Raw genomic sequence first — 18,055 nt, 5'->3', positions numbered from 1 at the left:
GAAGAAACGCCTGTCAGCGAGCAAACCGGTATGACTGGCTTTGTTCATCATGAATACCGATTCAGGCTTTTGCCCCCTGCAACCTTTTCTTCATGCTTCCCCGCGTAAACTCAACGCATCCTGACTGCGTATCCCCCTTTTCGCCATTGTTACCTTAAATCTAACGTTCCGTTTTTTTGCTTAATTGAACACCGTTTTAAGAAAGCTCAGACTTCCCTCAGCATAAACGTCAACAGAGCGATTCAAATCCGGAGGTTGAAATGAACACAGGCCAAACGCCTGCCCGGGAGTGGAACACACGCCGCAGTGAAAAAGCGCGTCGTCTGGCCTCCTTTCCCCTTGATGGCAAAGTTATTCCTGCTGAAAGAGCCGTTGAAGCATTTGAACAGTTAATCGCACCAGGCGACCGCGTGGTACTGGAAGGCAACAACCAGAAGCAGGCTGACTTTTTATCCCGCACCCTTGCGGCGGTGAATCCGGCGAAAATTCACGACCTGCATATGATTATGCCCAGCGTCGGCCGCAGCGAACATCTCGATATTTTTGAAAAAGGCATTGCCCGCAAACTCGACTTCTCCTTCTCCGGTCCCCAGAGCCTGCGCATGTCTCAGCTGTTGCAGGATGGTCAGCTGGAAATCGGCGCGATTCACACCTATATCGAACTCTATTCCCGTCTCTACGTTGACCTCAGTCCGAATGTGGCGCTGATTGCCGGCTATAAAGCCGACCGCAAAGGCAACCTTTATACCGGCCCGAGTACCGAAGATACCCCGGCGCTGGTGGAGGCCGCCGCATTTCGTGACGGTATCGTGATAGCCCAGGTCAACGAACTGGTCGATGACGAAACCGACCTGCCGCGCGTCGATATTCCTGGCTCCTGGATTGACTACATCGTGGTGGCAGATAAACCGTTCTTTATCGAACCGCTGTTTACCCGCGATCCGCGCCTGATTAAGCAGGAGCATATCCTGATGGCGATGATGGCGATTAAAGGCATCTACGCCGAGCATCAGGTGCAGTCGCTTAACCACGGTATCGGTTTTAACACCGCCGCGATCGAACTGCTGCTGCCCACCTACGGCGAACAGCTTGGTCTGAAAGGCAAAATCTGTAAGCACTGGGCGCTGAACCCGCATCCGACGCTGATCCCGGCCATCGAGAGCGGCTGGGTGGAGAGCGTGCACTGTTTCGGCGGCGAGCTGGGGATGGAAGAGTATATCCGCGCCCGTCCCGACATCTTCTTTACCGGCAGCGACGGTTCAATGCGCTCTAACCGTGCGTTCTGTCAGCTGGCAGGTCAGTACGCGGTCGATATGTTTATCGGTGCCACCCTGCAGGTTGATGGCCTGGCCAACTCCTCTACCGTCACCCGTGGTCGTCTTTCCGGCTTCGGTGGCGCGCCAAACATGGGTCACGATCCCCATGGCCGCCGCCACGCAACACCCGCCTGGCTGAATATGATCACCGAGCCAGACCCGATGCAGCGCGGTAAAAAACTGGTGGTGCAGATGGTCGAGACCTTCCAGGCCGGTGCAAAACCAACCTTCGTTGAAACCCTCGATGCGGTTGAGGTGGCGAAATCCTCCGGTATGCCACTGGCGCCGGTGATGATCTACGGCGATGACGTGACGCACGTGCTGACCGAGGAAGGTATCGCCTATCTCTATCGGGCAGAAAGCCTTGAGGAACGTCGCGCCATGGTCGCCGCAGTCGCCGGAATTACCGATATCGGTCTGGGCGTGGATGCAGCACGCGTCGCTGCCCTGCGTAAAAGCGGCAAAGTGGTTTACCCGGAGGATATGGGTATTCGTCGCTCCGATGCCACCCGCTCACTGCTTGCCGCTGGCAGCGTCGCTGACCTGGTTGAATGGTCAGATGGCCTGTACAACCCGCCTGCTAAATTCCGGAGCTGGTAATGAAACTCCTGTCACAGACTCATGCCGAGGCGCAGGCCAGTCATCTGGCGACGATTGCGCGCGATTGCCTGATTGATGAAGCACGCCTGAGCCCCAAGCCGGGTCTGGTAGACAGTCGGGGAAACGGCGCACATCGGGATCTGACGCTGGCGCTGATGGAGCGTTCTGCCCACAGCCTGATGCCCACCTTTCTGGCGCTGGCCCGTCACAGCTGGCTTCGTCCCGCCGACATCGCCCTGCGCGAAACAGTCGGTCGGCTCGGCCGCGATGGCGAACAGCAGATGATGGCAGCAACCGGCGGCGTGAACACCCATCGGGGCGCGATCTGGGCGCTGGGATTGCTGGTCAGTGCCGCTGCCATGCAGGGTGGCACAGCCACGGCTGACACGCTGGCCCGCACCGCTGCCGCGCTGGCGAGCCTGCCCGACAGCCACGCCCCCAGAGTGTTCAGCAAAGGGTTAAAAGCGACGCACCGCTATCAGGTACCCGGCGCACGCGAAGAGGCGCAACAGGCATTTCCTCACGTGATGAAGCTGGCGCTGCCGCAGTTGCTGATCAGCCGTGCGGTGGGTGCCAGTGAGAGCGAAGCCCGGCTGGATGCGCTGATGGCAATCATGACTTCACTCAGCGATACCTGCGTGCTGTCACGTGCAGGCATGACCGGACTCGACGCCATGCAACAGGGCGCACGCGCCGTGCTGCTGGCAGGCGGCTGCCGTACAGCGGCGGGTCAGAGGGCGCTTCAGCAGCTTGACCGCCGGATGCTGGCGCTCAACGCCTCGCCGGGCGGAGCCGCCGATTTGCTGGCCGCAACGCTGTTTATCGATCGGGTCTGTTCGCCTGAACATTCTTATTTTTAGAGGCCATTATGGAACACATCACATTATCTCTACCTGCTAACCGCCTGCTCAGTGGCAGAGCGCTGGCCGGGGTCGTTGGTTCCGGTGATATGGAAGTGCTGTACACCGCAACTGAAGGCCAGACACTGAACGTCAATATCACCACCTCACTGGATAACAGCGACGCCCGCTGGAAAGCGCTGTTTGACCGCCTGAACTTAATCAACGGCCTGCCCGCCGGAGAGATGATTATCCACGATTTCGGTGCGACACCCGGCGTGGCGCGTATCCGTATTGAACAGGTTTTTGAAGAGGTGAGTCATGCGTAACGATGCCAGTTTTATTGAATTACGGGCCCGCGAACGTGCTCATGCGCTGCTGGATGCGGGCAGCTACCGCGAACTGCTGGATCCTTTTGAGGGCATCATGTCGCCGTGGCTGGCTCCGCAGGGCGTGGTGCCCCAGTCCGATGATGGCATGGTCGTGGCACGCGGCACGCTGAACGGTCAGTCTGCGGTGGTGATCGCCATCGAAGGCACCTTCCAGGGCGGCAGCATGGGTGAAGTCTCCGGGGCGAAAATGGCCGCAGCGCTGGAGCTGGCGGCAGAAGACAATCGCAACGGCATCCCGACACAGGCGGTGCTCTGCCTTGAGACCGGTGGCGTGAGGTTACAGGAAGCCAACCTGGGGCTGGCAGCGATTGCCGATATTCATGCGGCGATTGTCGACCTGCGCCGCTACACCCCGGTGATCGGCATCGTCAGCGGCACCGTTGGCTGCTTCGGTGGGATGTCTATCGCCGCCGCGCTCTGCAGCTACCTGATTGTGACCCGTGAAGCCCGTCTGGGCCTGAACGGCCCGCAGGTGATTGAGCAGGAAGCGGGAATTGAAGAGTACGACTCTCGCGATCGTCCGTTTATCTGGAGCATGACCGGCGGCGAAATCCGCTACGCAAGTGGCCTGGTCGATGCGCTGGTGAATGACGGTATCAATGCCGTGAAAACCGCGATGCATGATTTTATTGCCAGGGGCGTTCCGGCGCAGAACCGCAGTGATAAGTATGACGACTTCCTGTCACGTCTGACGCAGTTCGATACCCGCCAGCAGGCGGACACCGCGCAGATTAAACAGCTTTTCGCCCAGGAGGAGAAATAATGACACAGACAAGCAGCCGTGGTGCAACCTGGCTGGAAAAACTTGCACCTGATGCACAGCGCCTGAGCGGTCTGTGCGCCTCTGTTCAGGTGGCTGACGGCCAGCTTAATGGCGAAGATGTCCGCTTTATCGCCGTCGTGCCCGATGCCCAAAACCACTATCCGCGCGCCGCGCAGGGTGAAGTGGGTCTGCTGGAAGGCTGGACGCTGGCGAAAGTGGTGAATGAAACGCGGGAAGCTGACAAAAACAGCGCTGTGAAACGTCCGATTGTGGCGGTGATCGACGTCCCCAGTCAGGCCTACGGTCGCCGCGAAGAGGCGTTTGGCATTCACCAGGCGCTGGCAGGTGCAGCAGGCGCCTATGCGAATGCGCGCCTTGACGGTCATCCGGTGATTGGTCTGATTGTGGGTAAAGCAATGTCCGGTGCGTTCCTGGCACACGGATATCAGGCCAACCGCCTGATTGCGCTCAACGATCAGGGCGTGCTGGTCCATGCCATGGGCAAAGCGTCAGCGGCGCGCATCACACTGCGTTCGTTAGAGGCGCTGGAGAAACTGGCCGCCACCATTCCCCCAATGGCATATGATGTGAATAACTTCGCCACGCTGGGTCTGCTCTCTGATCTGCTGAACGTTGCCAATCCTGATACGCCGTCTGACGCCGATGTGGCGATGGTTGAGATTGCATTACAGAAGGCGATCAGTGACGCGCGTCAGGATCCTACCCTGAAAAACCGCCTTGGCGCCTCTAATCGTCAAAGCTCCTCCCTGGTTCGCGAACGTATGCGCGCGACCTGGTAATGACATAAAAAAAACCAACCTGCCGAAACCGGTCTGACGGGGCGCATAGCGACGTGCGCCCCGGAGCAGTGGCCGTGTTCAGAATTATAAACATCGCTGTTTTTAAAGAATTTTTCTCTTAATTACAGGTGATTTATGATTTACATAATTGTTCATGCCCTTGCTCCAATTTTTATCATTATGCTGTTAGGTTTCTGGGCCGGTAAGGCCGGAATGGTCAATAACAGAGATGTCTCCCTGCTCAATATTTTCGTGATGGATTTTGCGCTGCCCGCTGCGCTGTTCAGTGCCACCGTTCAGACACCCTGGTCGGGTATCGTGGCGCAGTCGCCATTGATTGTCGTCTTAACCGGGGCGATGTGGATAACCTATGTGGCGCTCTATTTCCTGGCGACCCGCCTGTTTAAAAAGTCGCCTCAGGATGCTGCGGTATTAACGCTGACTGTCGCCCTGCCCAATTACGCCGCGCTGGGGCTGCCGATTCTGGGCAGCGTACTGGGAGAAGGTTCATCAACCTCACTTTCTGTTGCGGTTTCAATTGCCTGCGGCTCGGTGCTGATGACACCCTTCTGTCTGCTGATTCTGGAACGGGAAAAAGCGCGCATTGCCGGTGAGAATGTGGGTTCGACAGTGACCATGCTGCCGGTGCTGATGTGGCGCTCGCTCAAAAAGCCGATCGTTCTTGGCCCGCTGCTGGGTGTGGTGTTGTCGGCGCTGGGCTTCAGAATGCCGGAGCTGGTCATCTCAGCGATTAAGCCGCTGGGGCTGGCAGCCACCGCCGCCGCGCTGTTCCTGACCGGCGTGATCCTCTCCGCACGTCAGCTGAAACTCAACGCCATCGTCGGCGTCGGGACGGTTGCCAAACTGCTGATTCAGCCCTTTATCGCCTGGGGTCTGGTGCTGGCGCTGGGACTTCACGGGTCAGTGGCAATCACCGCTATTCTGATGATAGCGCTGTCAGCCGGTTTCTTTGGCGTGGTGTTCGGCAACCGCTTTGGCGTGCAGTCACCCGATGCTGAGGCCGTGCTGCTGCTAAGCTCAATTCTGTGTATTTTATCTTTACCGTTGTTCATTACGCTGACATCAGGAATGTAATATGCGTGCGCCGCGTCCCCACGATTTGCTCTGGCTGCGACACAGCAGTGCTTTAGCCACGATTCAGGAGAGCTGGGTCAGCCCGTTCTGGCATCCCGACATGCCGGTGGTGGTGCGGCGCGATCGCCATGAATCCGGTTTGATCCCGATTGGCGTGCGCGGTGAGCGACGTGAGCAACGCGCCGCTGGCTGGATCACGTCAGACACTATTATCCGCGTGGTGACGCCAGAATGGCTGGCTGAACGCACACGGCTGCTGGATTCGCCCTTTACGGCTTATGCGCCTGTCAGCGCGGCGATTTCGCTCAGCGAGACCGCCTGGCCGTGGCGCTGGGGCATTACCGGCAGCACCGGTTATGCGCTGGCAACGCAATGCCCTGTGTTGCACGCCGCCAGCGATCTGGATGTCATCATCCGCGCCCCGCAGCCACTGCCACGCGATGCGCTGCAACGCTGGCAGACAGCAACCGACGCGCTGAGCTGCCGGGTGGATACGCAGGTGGAAACGCCGTCTGGCGCCTTTGCCCTGAACGAGTGGCTACGCGAGGAGCGCGTGCTGTTAAAAACCGACACCGGACCGATACTGACCGCTTCACCCTGGAGCAGGGAGAATCCATGAAAATACTCTTTACCTTCCCCGGCCAGGGCACCCAGCGTGCCGGGATGCTGCAACATCTGCCTGAGGGGGATGCGCTGAAAAGCCGCGTGCGTGCGGTGCTGGGCGACGAAGCTGACCGGCTCGACAGTGCCGATGCACTGCGCCACACCCGAGCCGTGCAGCTCTGTCTGCTGATTTCAGGTGTTGCCTGGGCGCGCGAACTGATCCGCCGTGGGGTGAAACCCGATATCGTCAGCGGTTTATCGATTGGCGCGTTTCCTGCGGCGGTGATTTCCGGCGCGCTGGATTTCAGCGACGCCCTGCGGCTGGTTGCGCTGCGCGGCGATCTGATGGAGCAGGCGTATCCGCAGGGATATGGCCTGACCGCGATCACTGGCTTAACGCTGAGCCAGCTGGAGAAACTGCTGCCCGGCAGTAACACCTACATCGCGAACCTCAATGCGGAAACGCAGATTGTGATTGCTGGCCGCGACGAGGATATGGCAGTGGTCGCGCAGAGGGCGCTGGATGCGGGAGCCAGTAAAGCGATTAAGCTCGCGGTGAGCGTGCCATCGCACTGCGCGCTGCTGGATAAACCCGCCGCCGAACTGGCTCGCGCCTTTGCGTCCGTCACCCTCTCCCGCCCCGATTGTGCCTACCTCAGCGGCTCAACCGCGCGGGTGATTTGGGAGCCGGAGAAAATTGCCGACGATCTTGCCTTTAATATGGCGCGCACAGTGCAGTGGAATGATGCGATGGTTGCAGCGAATCAGCGTGACGCCCGACTGGCCATTGAGATGCCGCCTGGCAGTGTGCTGACCGGTCTGACGCGTCAGGCGAACTGGCAGGGCGAAGCGATTTGTCTGGAACGTAACAGCGTGGAGGTGGCACTGCATCTCGTTAAACGGTTACATCAGTAAGGCTGCGGGCGTACATTCGCCCTTCTGCCGCCAGGGCCAGCAGGTCATTGTCACGTTCGCGGTGATGTGAGTAGACAATCGAGATCTGCTGACGCATCTGGTAAGGCTCAGCCAGCCTCAGCAGCTGGATGTTATTTTCATACACCTTCTTCATCCGTCCCGGAATCAGCGCCAGACCCACGCCCGCCTGCACCAGGCTTATCATCGAGAAGATGTCATTTACCTGGGTAACCATGCGCGGTTCAAATCCGGCAATCTGAAATGCCTCCTGTGAACCGGCATAAGTGGCGAATCCCTCTGCCAGTGAGACAAAATCACGGTCAGCATAATCACGCAGATCCACCGGTCCGGTTGCGCTCTGCGATTCTCCAGCCGGCATGGCCAGAAAGATGCTGTCTGTGAACAGCGGAATCACTTCAAATTGCGCATCACTGAGTTCGCCCTCATCGGTGGCGATCAGAATCGCATCCAGCGCGTCATCTTCCAGCATATTGAGCAGCATCTGATTCGACCCCATAGTCAGGTCAAGCTCCAGGGCTGGACGACGCAGCTTCATGCCCATGATCAGGCGGGGAATGGTTTCAAGCGTCAGCGAGTAGAGTGTGCCAAGCCGCAGGCGACCCCCGCCGATACCCGCCACTTTGCGCGCCTCTTCAATGCCTTTGCCCATCAGTGTGGTCACGTCGCGACAATAGTCCAGCAGCGTCCAGGCAGCCGGCAGCGGCACCAGGTTGCGGCCTTTATGAATAAACAGCGGGCAGTCGATGCCCTCTTCCAGCGTGTGCAGGGCGCGATGCACGCTGACGCTGCTCAGCTCCAGCGCTTCCGCCGTGCGGGCGATATTGCCTTTGCTCATAAACATCATGAAGACGCTGAGCTTACGGAAGGTAATTTCCTGGTTAATGTTGTCACTCATTGGCTGCGGTTGCCTGTAGGGTCGTTTTGCATGTCCGCATAGTAACGATTCTTCACCAGGGTGTAATGATCACGCTCGCACAACGGGCATTTACAGGCCCGGAGTCGATAAGCGGCTGAATTTTTTAGAGGTGTGTGGCGTGGGAGAGAAGCAGAAAGAGGAAGAGTGCGGCCGATCCCTCGGCCGCAGAGAAAACAAAATTTACTGCAGGAGCCTTACAACCTTACCGGCGAGATATTCCAGATCTCGTCAGCGTACTCCTGAATAGTACGGTCCGACGAGAAGTAGCCCATTCCGGCAATGTTTTTCGCCGCGCGGCGCTGCCACTCATCCGGCTTACGGTAGAGCGCATCCACCTTATCCTGGGTATCTACGTAGCTGCGATAATCCGCCAGTAACTGATAGTGATCGCCGAAGTTAACCAGTGAATCGAACAGATTGCGGTAGCGGCCCGGATCCTGCGGACTAAACAGACCTGAAGCAATCTGGGTCAGCACCTGGTGCAGTTCCTCATCGCCTTCGTAATAGTCACGCGGGTTATAGCCGTTCTTACGCAGCGCTTCGACCTGTGGCGTGGTATTCCCGAAGATAAAGATGTTCTCTTCACCAACGTGATCCAGCATCTCAACGTTAGCCCCATCCAGCGTACCGATAGTCAGCGCGCCATTCAGCGCAAACTTCATGTTACTGGTGCCGGAGGCTTCAGTGCCTGCGGTGGAGATCTGTTCAGAAAGATCGGCCGCCGGAATGATGATCTGCGCCAGACTCACGCTGTAGTTCGGGATGAAAACGACCTTCAGCTTGTTCTTCACCTGCGGATCATTGTTGATCACATTCGCGACATCGTTGATCAGGTGAATAATGTGCTTGGCAACGTAATACGCTGATGCCGCTTTACCGGCAAAGATATTCACGCGCGGCACCCAGTTCGCCTGCGGATCGGCCTTGATTCGGTTGTAGCGGGTGATCACATGCAGCACATTGAGTAACTGGCGTTTGTACTCGTGAATACGCTTGATCTGCACATCGAATAGCGCGTTCGGGTCGAGCACCACGTCCAGATTCTTCGCGACCCAGTCAGCCAGGCGGCGCTTATTCTGATGCTTGGCGACCGCCACTTTTTCAATAAACGCCGGATAGTCGATCTGCGCTTTCAGTTCGCTCAGCTGACTGAGATCGGTGCGCCAGTTACGACCAATCTCCTCATCCAGCACCTCTGACAGCGCCGGGTTGGCCAGCGCCAGCCAGCGACGTGGCGTCACACCGTTGGTTTTGTTACAGAAACGCCCTGGGAAGAGGCGCGAGAAATCGGCAAACAGAGACTGCACCATCAGATTGGAGTGCAGCTCAGACACGCCGTTCACTTTGTGACTGACCACAACCGCCAGCCAGCCCATGCGAATCCGGCGGCCGTCGTTCTCATCAATGATCGAAATGCGCGACAGCAGATCCAGGTCATCCGGATAGTGATCCTGAATGGTCTTGAGGAAGAAGTCGTTAATCTCGAAAATAATGCTGAGGTGGCGCGGCAGGATCTTACCGATCATATCAACCGGCCAGGTCTCCAGCGCTTCGGTCATCAGGGTATGGTTGGTATAGGAGAAGACCTGACAGCAAACGTCAAAAGCGCTGTCCCAGCTGAACTTATGGTCGTCAATCAGCAGGCGCATCAGTTCAGGGATCGCCAATACCGGATGGGTATCGTTGAGGTGAATGGCGATTTTGTCCGCCAGGTTGTCCCAGGTCTGATGCATCCGCCAGTGACGATTCAGGATGTCCTGCACCGTGGCGGAGACCAGGAAATATTCCTGACGCAGACGCAGTTCACGGCCGGAATAGGTAGAGTCATCCGGATAGAGTACGCGCGACACGTTCTCAGAGTGGTTTTTATCTTCCACTGCCGCGAAATAATCACCCTGGTTAAACTTACCGAGGTTGATTTCGTTGCTGGCCTGCGCACCCCACAGTCGTAAGGTGTTGGTGGCGTCGGTGTCGAAGCCCGGGATGATCTGGTCATAAGCCATCGCCAGAATCTCTTCGGTCTCCAGCCAGCGCACTTTCGTGCCTTCATGCTGCACGCGACCGCCGAAACGCACTTTGTAACGGGTATTGAAACGCTGGAATTCCCACGGATTACCATACTCAAGCCAGTAATCCGGAGACTCTTTCTGCTCACCTTCCACGATGTTCTGTTTGAACATGCCATAGTCATAGCGGATGCCGTAGCCACGGCCCGGCATGCCCAGCGTCGCCAGCGAATCGAGGAAACAGGCCGCCAGGCGACCGAGACCGCCGTTGCCCAGTCCCGGATCGTTCTCCTCTTCCATCAGCTCGGCCAGATCCAGCCCCATCTCATCCAGCGCCTGGTTGAGATCGTCATAAATCCCCATCGCCAGCAGCGCATTCCCCAGCGTGCGGCCCATCAGGAACTCCATCGACAGGTAATAAACCTGGCGGACATCCTGAGAGAGCTGGGCACGGCTGGAACGCAGCCAGCGCTCAACCATCCGATCACGCACCGCCAGCAGCGAGGCGTTGAGCCACTCGTGCTTGTTGGCGATAGAGGGATCTTTGCCAATGGTAAACATCAGTTTGTAGGCAATCGAATGCTTTAAGGCATCAACCGTCAACGTTGGTGAGGCGTAAGTGAAAGGTGCGTTCATATCCAGTTTTCCCAATCCGTTACATCAAACGTTGGTAGAGATCACGGTAGGCTGTTGCTGCCACCTGCCAGCTAAAGTCCATTGCCATCGCCTGGCGCTGAACATAGCGCCATAACGAAGGACGGGACCACAATACGAACGCACGTCGGATGGCCCGTAACAGCGACCAGGCATTGGCATCTTCGAAACTGAATCCACTGGCGATACCGTCGGCCAGATTCTCTAACGAGCTGTCATTAACGGTATCGGCCAGTCCACCCGTACGTCGCACTAACGGCAACGTACCATACTTCAGGCCATAAAGTTGTGTCAGACCGCAGGGCTCAAAGCGACTCGGCACCACAATGACGTCCGCGCCACCCACAATGCGGTGTGAAAATGCTTCGTGATAGCCAATCTGCACGCCTACACTTCCGGGATGTTCTGCCGCCGCCGCCAGGAATCCCTGTTGCAGTTCGGCATCGCCCTGACCCAGCAGCACCAGCTGTCCGCCCTGCGCCAGCAAGCCAGGCAGCGCCTCTAAAACCAGGTCCAGACCTTTCTGTTTAGTCAGGCGGCTGATCACGCAGAACACCGGCGCTTTATCATCCACTTTCAGGCCCATCGCAACCTGCAGCTGACGTTTATTTTCTGCTTTTGCTTCCAGCGTGTCGCGGTTATAGCGTGCGCTCAGCAGCAGGTCGTGCGCCGGATCCCAGATAGAGGGATCAACGCCATTAAGAATCCCGCTAAGACGACCTTCCCGCATCCGCTGCGCCAGCAGGGTTTCCATGCCGTAAGCATATTCAGCAGAGGTAATTTCATGGGCGTAAGTCGGACTGACCGCCGTGATATGGTCGGCGTAAAAGAGCCCCGCTTTCAGGAAAGAGATCTGACCGAAGAACTCCAGCCCATGCATGTTAAAGAATGACCATGGCAGGCCAATCTCATCCATATGATGCGCCATGAACAGGCCCTGATACGCCAGGTTGTGCACCGTGAACACCGACTTAGCCGGACGTCCTCGCGCTTCCAGATAGGCGCAGGTCAGGCCTGCATGCCAGTCATGCGCATGCACGATATCGGGACGCCACATGGAATCCATGCCACACGCCAGTTCGCAGCCAACCCAGCCCAGCAGCGCAAAGCGCAGATAGTTGTCGACATACGCAAACTGCGACTCATCATGATAAGGACTACCAGGACGATCGTAGAGGCCGGGCGCATCAATTAAGTAGATGCCCACACCGTTAAATTCACCAAATAACAGACGTATATGACCAGCAAATGTCTCTCGCTCCGTCACTACCTGGAGATCAGGTATGCCTTTGCGCAATGCGGGAAAAGCAGGCAACAGCACCCGCGTATCCGTACCGCCCGCAATTTGCGCCTGAGGTAATGCCCCGACTACATCAGCCAGTCCGCCCGTTTTCAGCAGCGGGAAAAGTTCTGAACAGACATGTAAAACCTGCATCCTCGACCTCATTAAGTTATCCGGCACGCTCCGCGTGCCGATTGCGTAAGTTCCGCTTATCGCTTACAGCCCCGCTTTGGCCAGTCTGGCCAGCATGGCGCGGGTTACCAGTACGATCCCTTCATCCGAACGATGAAACCGGCGACTGTCTTCATCGGGGTTTTCGCCAATCACCATGCCTTCCGGCAGTTCGCAGGCGCGATCAATCACGCAGCGACGCAGACGACACGATCGGCCAACGACCACATCAGGCAGCAGTACAGTTGAATCGATATTGCAAAACGAGTTAACGCGTACCCGTGGGAACAGCACCGAGTTGACCACCACCGAACCGGAGATGATGCAGCCGCCTGAAACCAATGAATTCATGGTCATCCCGTGACTGCCGGAACGATCCTGAACAAATTTGGCTGGCGGCAGCGGCTCCATATGGGTACGAATCGGCCAGGTGACGTCATACATATCGAGTTCCGGCATCACCGATGCCAGGTCGAGATTGGCGCGCCAGTAGGCTTCCAGCGTCCCGACATCACGCCAGTAAGGTGGCGCGTTGTCGTCGTTCTGAACGCAGGAGAGCGCGAAAGAGTGTGCATAGCCTTCGCCACTTGCCACAATTTTCGGCAGAATATCTTTGCCAAAGTCATGGTTAGAGCCTGGCGTCTGCAGATCTTCCTCCAGCAACGCATAGAGATAGTCCGCGTTAAAAACGTAGATCCCCATGCTGGCCAGCGCCTGCGTGTCATCACCTGGCATGGTAGGCGGCTTCGCAGGTTTTTCCACGAAGTCGATCACCATGTTCTCTTCGTTCACCGCCATCACACCAAACGCCGTGGCTTCATGTACCGGCACGGGCAAACAGGCAATGGTACATTTCGCCTCGTTGACCACGTGATCCAGCAGCATGCGTGAATAATCCATCTTATAAATGTGGTCCCCGGCAAGGATCACGATGTACTGCGCCTGATAGCGGCGAATCACATCAAGGTTTTGCGTCACGGCATCGGCCGTACCGCGATACCACTGTTCGGTCGAAAAGCGCTGCTGCGCTGGCAGCAAATCGACAAACTCATTCATCTCTTCATTGAAGATGGACCAGCCACGCTGGATATGCTGAGTCAGGGTATGGGACTGATACTGCGTAATTACGCCAATCCGTCGGATACCGGAGTTAACGCAGTTGGAGAGGGCAAAGTCGATAATGCGGAACTTGCCGCCGAAATGCACCGCAGGTTTGGCACGCTTAGCCGTTAAATCGACCAGTCGCGTGCCGCGTCCGCCGGCGAGGATCAGAGCAACCGTCTGTGTAGGGAGCTGGCGGGCCAGCATCAGGTGATCTGTTCTATCTAACTTAACCATGTCTGACTCCTTATGATTGCTTTTGGAACACGCACACACCGTGTGCGGGACCATGCCAGACAGTTAACAGGATGGGGTTGTCGTCCCCGGCGAAAGGAGGAAGGGCACGCCATTCTCCGTCTGGTAACACGATGTCATTCACCGTATCCGTGGCGTTTATTGTTATTAACCAGCGGCCGGACAGCAGGATCTGCAATCTGTGCATTCCCTGTGCCCATTCATCGTGTTGCAGTGGCTGGCCACCGGCATTGAGCCACTGAACATTGCCGTCACCGTCCTGCCACCAGCGATCTGCGGTCAGCGCCGGAATGCGCTGGCGCAGAGCAATCAGTGCTGCGGTGAATCCGACTAATCCTTTCTCATCCGCCTGCCAGTCAAGCCAGCTCAGCGCGTTGTCCTGACAGTAAGCGTTGTTATTACCGCGCTGGGTGTGGCCACGCTCGTCACCTGCCAGCAGCATCGGCGTGCCCTGTGACAGCAGCAGCGTCGTCAGCAGTGCCCGTACGCTGCGGCGACGGCGTTCAATGACGTCAAAGCTGACGTTCAGCCCCTCTTTGCCGTGGTTGTGACTGTAGTTATCACCATGGCCATCGCGGTTATCTTCCCCGTTCGCCTCATTGTGTTTACGTTCAAAGCTCACCACATCCCACAGCGTAAAGCCGTCGTGGGCGGTGATGAGATTAACCGTGGCGTGTGGCGGCCGGTCGTCGTGCTGGTAGAGATCGCTGGAGGCGGCAAAGCGGCGAACGAACTCGCCATTGCTTAAGCCACCATGGAGCCAGTATTGACGCGCGGTGTCGCGAAACTTATCGTTCCATTCGGCAAACGGTGGCGGAAAGCGGCCAACCTGATAGCCGTCAGGGCCGATATCCCAGGGTTCCGCAATCAGCTTGACCTGAGAGAGCAGCGGACAGGCGCGTATCGCGTCAAAAAAGGGCGCATCACGCTGGTAATCGGGCGTGCGGCCCAGCACCGGCGCAAGGTCAAAGCGGAAGCCGTCGACGTGGCAGACCCGCACCCAGTAGCGCAGCGCCTCCAGGGCCCACGTCATCACCTGCGGATGGTGGATATTCAGTGTGTTGCCGCAGCCGGTCCAGTTCTGATACTCACCCTGCTCATCCAGCCAGTAGTAGCTGGCGTTATCGATGCCGCGCATTGAAATCGTCGGGCCAATCACATCCAGTTCGGCTGTGTGGTTAAACACCACATCCAGCACCACTTCGATACCCGCAGCATGCAGGTTTTTAACCGCCTGCTGGAACTCCTGAAGCGGCGTTACGCCCGGCTGACCGGAGGCGTACCGGGGATCCACCGCCCAAAGTGCAAAGGGGTTGTAGCCCCAGTAGTTACTCAGGCCAAGCTGCAGCAGTCGCGGTTCACTGGCGAAATGGGCAACCGGCAGCAGCTCAAGAGTGGTAATCCCCAGATCGCGCAGGTAATTCACCATAACAGGATGACCCAGCGCCGCGTAAGTCCCGCGTAACGTTTCCGGAATTTCCGGATGCTGCTGCGTCAGGCCGCGCACGTGGGCTTCATAAATCACTGTGTTACCCCACGGGATACGTGGTGCGACATCGCCCTGCCAGTCAAAATCCTCCGCGACGACCCGGGACTTCGGCGCAATCGCCGCGTTGTCATGCGGATCGGGCTGCGCTTCACCGCCATGAAACAGCGGATCATCAGGCACATCGCCTTCCACGGCGCGGGCGCAGGGGTCAACCAGCAACTTCGCCGGATTAAAACGGTGTCCCTGCTGCGGCGCCCAGGGGCCATGCACCCGGTAGCCATAGCGCTGTCCCGGTTTTAACGCCGGAACATAACCGTGCCAGATATCCCCACTGCGGCCAGGCAGGTCAAGACGCTGTTCCGCGCCCTGTTCATCAAACAGGCAGAGCTCTACGCGCTCTGCATGCTGTGAGAACAGGGTGAAGTTAACGCCTTTGCCATCGTAACTGGCACCCAGCGGTTCGGGATCGCCGGCAGTGATGGTCATTCAGCCTCCCGCACCAGCCATACTGTTGCCAGCGGTGGCAGATTGAGACTCAGCGACTGCGGTCGTCCGTGGCTCTCCTGCTCATCGGTATGTACCCGCTGATTTCGCACGTCACTGCCGTGATAATCATGCTGGTCGGTATTCAGCACCTCGCGCCAGTAGCCCGGCTGGTTGACGCCAAAGCGATAACCCGGGCGCGGCACCGGCGTAAAGTTACTGACCACGATCACTTCGTTGCCTTCACGATCGCGGCGCACAAAGGCGAAGACGGAATGCTCTGCGTCGTCTACCACTAACCACTCAAAGCCTGCCGGATCGAAGTCGAGCTGATGCAGCGGCGTGTAGTATTGATAGGTATGGTTGAGATCACGCACCAGACGCTGAACGCCGTTGTGCCAGTTATCCTCCCCTTCCAGCAAATGCCAGTCGAGACTGACGTCATGGTTCCACTCACGGCCCTGGGCAAATTCATTGCCCATAAACAGCAATTTTTTGCCCGGGAAGGCCCACATCCAGCCGTAGTAGGCACGCAGGTTGGCGAACTTCTGCCAGGCATCGCCCGGCATACGATCCAGAATCGAGCGTTTACCGTGCACCACTTCATCATGCGATAGCGGCAGCACAAAGTTTTCAGTGTAGTTGTACATCATGCCGAAGCTCATCAAATTGTGATGATGCTTGCGGTAAATGGGATCGACTTTCATGTAGTCGAGGGTGTCGTGCATCCAGCCCAGATTCCATTTGAACCAGAAGCCCAGCCCGCCACCTTCAGTTGGACGCGTCACGCCAGGATAGTCTGTAGACTCTTCAGCCATTGTCACCGACCCGGATGCTACCGTGCCGAGCGTGCGGTTGGTGTAGCGCAGGAACTCAATCGCTTCCAGGTTCTCACGGCCACCGTACTGATTTGGCACCCACTCCCCTTCACTGCGGCTGTAGTCGCGGTAAATCATCGACGCGACCGCATCCACACGCAGGCCATCGATGCCAAAGCGCTCCGTCCAGTAGAGCGCATTACCCGACAGGTAGTTGCTCACTTCGCGGCGGCCAAAGTTGTAGATCAGGGTGTTCCAGTCCTGGTGGAAGCCTTCACGCGGATCGCTGTGCTCATAGAGCTCTGTTCCGTCGTACTTCGCCAGACCGAAATCATCGCTGGGGAAGTGGCCTGGCACCCAGTCGAGCAGCACGTTGAGGCCCGCTTCATGGGCAGCGTCAATGAAGGCGCGAAACTCGTCACGCGTACCAAAACGGCGGGTCGGCGCATACATGCCCAGCGGCTGATAGCCCCAGCTGCCGTCAAACGGATGTTCGTTAACGGGCAGCAGTTCGATATGGGTAAAGCCCATCTCTTTAACGTAAGGCACCAGCTGTTCAGCCAGCTCTTTGTAGCTCAGCCAGAAGTTGTTGTCGGTGTGACGACGCCAGGAACCCAGGTGGACTTCATAGATTGAGATGGGCGCGTCGAAAGCGTTGGCGGCCTTGCGCTCCTCTTTCATCTCAACCGGCTCCGGCAGACCACAAATCATCGACGCCGTCTGCGGACGCATCTGTGCCTCAAAGGCGTACGGGTCCGCTTTGATGCGCAGCTCACCATTGGCATCGATAATTTCATATTTGTAGAGCTGGCCGTTAACCGCACCTGGCACAAACAGTTCCCAGATACCTAACTCCTGACGCAGACGCATCGGATGACGGCGGCCATCCCAGAAGTTGAAATCGCCAACCACGGAAACGCGACGGGCATTGGGTGCCCAGACGCAGAAGCGGGTGCCGAAGACGCCATCAATCACGTCGCCGTGCGCGCCCAGCGTCTCATAAGGGCGCAGATGCGTCCCTTCCGCCAGCAGCCACAGATCCATCTCCTGCAGCAGAGGCCCGAAACGATAGGCATCATCGACAAGGTTTTGCTGACCATGCCAGTTGACCGCCAGTTGATAACGGAATGGATTTTTACGGCGTGGAATGACGCCACTGAAGAAGCCGCGTGCATCTTCACACACCAGCTGAGCCAGTTTACGCCCGGTGGAGGTTTCAATGACCCACACTTCAAGCGCTTCGGGGAGCAATGCCCTGACCTCAAGGCCTTGCTGAGTTCGGTGCATCCCTAGTAACGAAAAAGGGTCGGCATAATTACCCGCAAACAGGGCATTGATCGCATCGCGATCGGGAAGCTCTGACATGACTTTCTTCCTGTGATAATTGGCAGCCGAAATGAACGCAACATAGCCTGTCGCGCTTCACCTGCGCTGCTCTTCATTGAGCCATACGTACAACGACAAAGCAGTCAGGCCATTCCATGGGAAAAGTGTTTTTGTCGCGTACCACAACCATTTAATCCGGAAAGCACAAGG

The 18,055-nt window shown here is 57.4% G+C and carries 14 protein-coding genes; 8 read left to right on the top strand and 6 right to left on the bottom strand.

Features of this window, described 5'->3' with window-relative positions; all coding sequences use genetic code 11:
* Positions 1–260: 260 nt before the first annotated feature.
* The 8 genes from mdcA (at position 261) to mdcH (ending at position 7,323) form a co-directional block, all read left to right on the top strand.
* Positions 261–1,916, top strand: a complete 1,656-nt coding sequence (gene mdcA / locus LQK91_RS17800; protein ID WP_003853034.1) for a malonate decarboxylase subunit alpha — start codon at positions 261–263, stop codon at positions 1,914–1,916.
* Positions 1,916–2,776, top strand: a complete 861-nt coding sequence (locus tag LQK91_RS17795; RefSeq protein ID WP_039660832.1) for a triphosphoribosyl-dephospho-CoA synthase — start codon at positions 1,916–1,918, stop codon at positions 2,774–2,776. The genes mdcA and LQK91_RS17795 overlap by 1 nt, the downstream gene beginning before the upstream one ends.
* Positions 2,777–2,784: 8 nt before the next feature.
* Entirely contained in the window at positions 2,785–3,084 is a 300-nt protein-coding gene (mdcC, locus tag LQK91_RS17790) for a malonate decarboxylase acyl carrier protein (RefSeq protein WP_008926277.1), read from the top strand.
* A complete protein-coding gene (locus LQK91_RS17785) occupies positions 3,077–3,910 on the top strand; it encodes a biotin-independent malonate decarboxylase subunit beta (protein ID WP_003853038.1) in 834 nt (277 codons plus the stop codon). The genes mdcC and LQK91_RS17785 overlap by 8 nt, the downstream gene beginning before the upstream one ends.
* Positions 3,910–4,710: a biotin-independent malonate decarboxylase subunit gamma gene (gene mdcE, locus LQK91_RS17780; protein WP_039660833.1), complete on the top strand. Its 801-nt coding sequence runs from the start codon at positions 3,910–3,912 to the stop codon at positions 4,708–4,710. Before LQK91_RS17785 ends, mdcE begins: the two co-directional genes overlap by 1 nt.
* Positions 4,711–4,845: 135 nt before the next feature.
* Positions 4,846–5,805, top strand: a complete 960-nt coding sequence (locus LQK91_RS17775) for an AEC family transporter (protein ID WP_039660834.1) — start codon at positions 4,846–4,848, stop codon at positions 5,803–5,805.
* Position 5,806: 1 nt separating this feature from the next.
* Complete coding sequence (locus LQK91_RS17770; RefSeq protein WP_003853042.1) at positions 5,807–6,424, top strand: malonate decarboxylase holo-ACP synthase; 618 nt, start codon at positions 5,807–5,809, stop codon at positions 6,422–6,424.
* Positions 6,421–7,323, top strand: a complete 903-nt coding sequence (mdcH, locus tag LQK91_RS17765) for a malonate decarboxylase subunit epsilon (protein WP_008926281.1) — start codon at positions 6,421–6,423, stop codon at positions 7,321–7,323. The genes LQK91_RS17770 and mdcH overlap by 4 nt, the downstream gene beginning before the upstream one ends.
* Here the strand turns inward: mdcH and LQK91_RS17760 are convergent.
* From LQK91_RS17760 to glgB, 6 genes are all read right to left on the bottom strand, one after another.
* Entirely contained in the window at positions 7,304–8,239 is a 936-nt protein-coding gene (locus LQK91_RS17760) for a LysR family transcriptional regulator (RefSeq protein ID WP_008926282.1), read from the bottom strand. The genes mdcH and LQK91_RS17760 overlap by 20 nt on opposite strands.
* 215 nt (positions 8,240–8,454) lie before the next feature.
* Positions 8,455–10,902, bottom strand: a complete 2,448-nt coding sequence (gene glgP / locus LQK91_RS17755; protein WP_008926283.1) for a glycogen phosphorylase — start codon at positions 10,900–10,902, stop codon at positions 8,455–8,457.
* Positions 10,903–10,921: 19 nt separating this feature from the next.
* A complete protein-coding gene (gene glgA, locus LQK91_RS17750) occupies positions 10,922–12,355 on the bottom strand; it encodes a glycogen synthase GlgA (RefSeq protein ID WP_003853048.1) in 1,434 nt (477 codons plus the stop codon).
* Positions 12,356–12,418: 63 nt separating this feature from the next.
* Positions 12,419–13,711, bottom strand: a complete 1,293-nt coding sequence (glgC, locus tag LQK91_RS17745; RefSeq protein ID WP_003853050.1) for a glucose-1-phosphate adenylyltransferase — start codon at positions 13,709–13,711, stop codon at positions 12,419–12,421.
* Between the two features lie 10 nt (positions 13,712–13,721).
* Positions 13,722–15,704 (bottom strand): glycogen debranching protein GlgX, encoded by a 1,983-nt coding sequence (glgX, locus tag LQK91_RS17740; protein WP_003853051.1) that lies wholly within the window; start codon positions 15,702–15,704, stop codon positions 13,722–13,724.
* On the bottom strand, positions 15,701–17,884 hold the full coding sequence (gene glgB / locus LQK91_RS17735; RefSeq protein WP_003853052.1) for a 1,4-alpha-glucan branching enzyme: 2,184 nt from the start codon (positions 17,882–17,884) through the stop codon (positions 15,701–15,703). Before glgB ends, glgX begins: the two co-directional genes overlap by 4 nt.
* Positions 17,885–18,055: the final 171 nt, after the last annotated feature.

The sequence above is a fragment of the Pantoea sp. MHSD4 genome (genome assembly GCF_021043305.1).
GTDB lineage: Bacteria > Pseudomonadota > Gammaproteobacteria > Enterobacterales > Enterobacteriaceae > Pantoea > Pantoea eucalypti.
This window is presented reverse-complemented; position numbering and strand designations above follow the sequence as displayed.

Excerpts from the sequence above, each read along its gene's own strand:
- LQK91_RS17785 (WP_003853038.1), top strand. The coding sequence starts at position 3,077 with ATGCGTAACGATGCCAGTTTTATTGAATTACGGGCCCGCGAACGTGCT.
- glgB (WP_003853052.1), bottom strand. The coding sequence starts at position 17,884 with ATGTCAGAGCTTCCCGATCGCGATGCGATCAATGCCCTGTTTGCGGGT.
- LQK91_RS17770 (WP_003853042.1), top strand. The coding sequence starts at position 5,807 with ATGCGTGCGCCGCGTCCCCACGATTTGCTCTGGCTGCGACACAGCAGT.
- glgA (WP_003853048.1), bottom strand. The coding sequence starts at position 12,355 with ATGCAGGTTTTACATGTCTGTTCAGAACTTTTCCCGCTGCTGAAAACG.
- LQK91_RS17775 (WP_039660834.1), top strand. The coding sequence starts at position 4,846 with ATGATTTACATAATTGTTCATGCCCTTGCTCCAATTTTTATCATTATG.
- glgX (WP_003853051.1), bottom strand. The coding sequence starts at position 15,704 with ATGACCATCACTGCCGGCGATCCCGAACCGCTGGGTGCCAGTTACGAT.
- mdcE (WP_039660833.1), top strand. The coding sequence starts at position 3,910 with ATGACACAGACAAGCAGCCGTGGTGCAACCTGGCTGGAAAAACTTGCA.
- LQK91_RS17795 (WP_039660832.1), top strand. The coding sequence starts at position 1,916 with ATGAAACTCCTGTCACAGACTCATGCCGAGGCGCAGGCCAGTCATCTG.
- glgC (WP_003853050.1), bottom strand. The coding sequence starts at position 13,711 with ATGGTTAAGTTAGATAGAACAGATCACCTGATGCTGGCCCGCCAGCTC.
- mdcA (WP_003853034.1), top strand. The coding sequence starts at position 261 with ATGAACACAGGCCAAACGCCTGCCCGGGAGTGGAACACACGCCGCAGT.
- mdcC (WP_008926277.1), top strand. The coding sequence starts at position 2,785 with ATGGAACACATCACATTATCTCTACCTGCTAACCGCCTGCTCAGTGGC.
- glgP (WP_008926283.1), bottom strand. The coding sequence starts at position 10,902 with ATGAACGCACCTTTCACTTACGCCTCACCAACGTTGACGGTTGATGCC.
- mdcH (WP_008926281.1), top strand. The coding sequence starts at position 6,421 with ATGAAAATACTCTTTACCTTCCCCGGCCAGGGCACCCAGCGTGCCGGG.
- LQK91_RS17760 (WP_008926282.1), bottom strand. The coding sequence starts at position 8,239 with ATGAGTGACAACATTAACCAGGAAATTACCTTCCGTAAGCTCAGCGTC.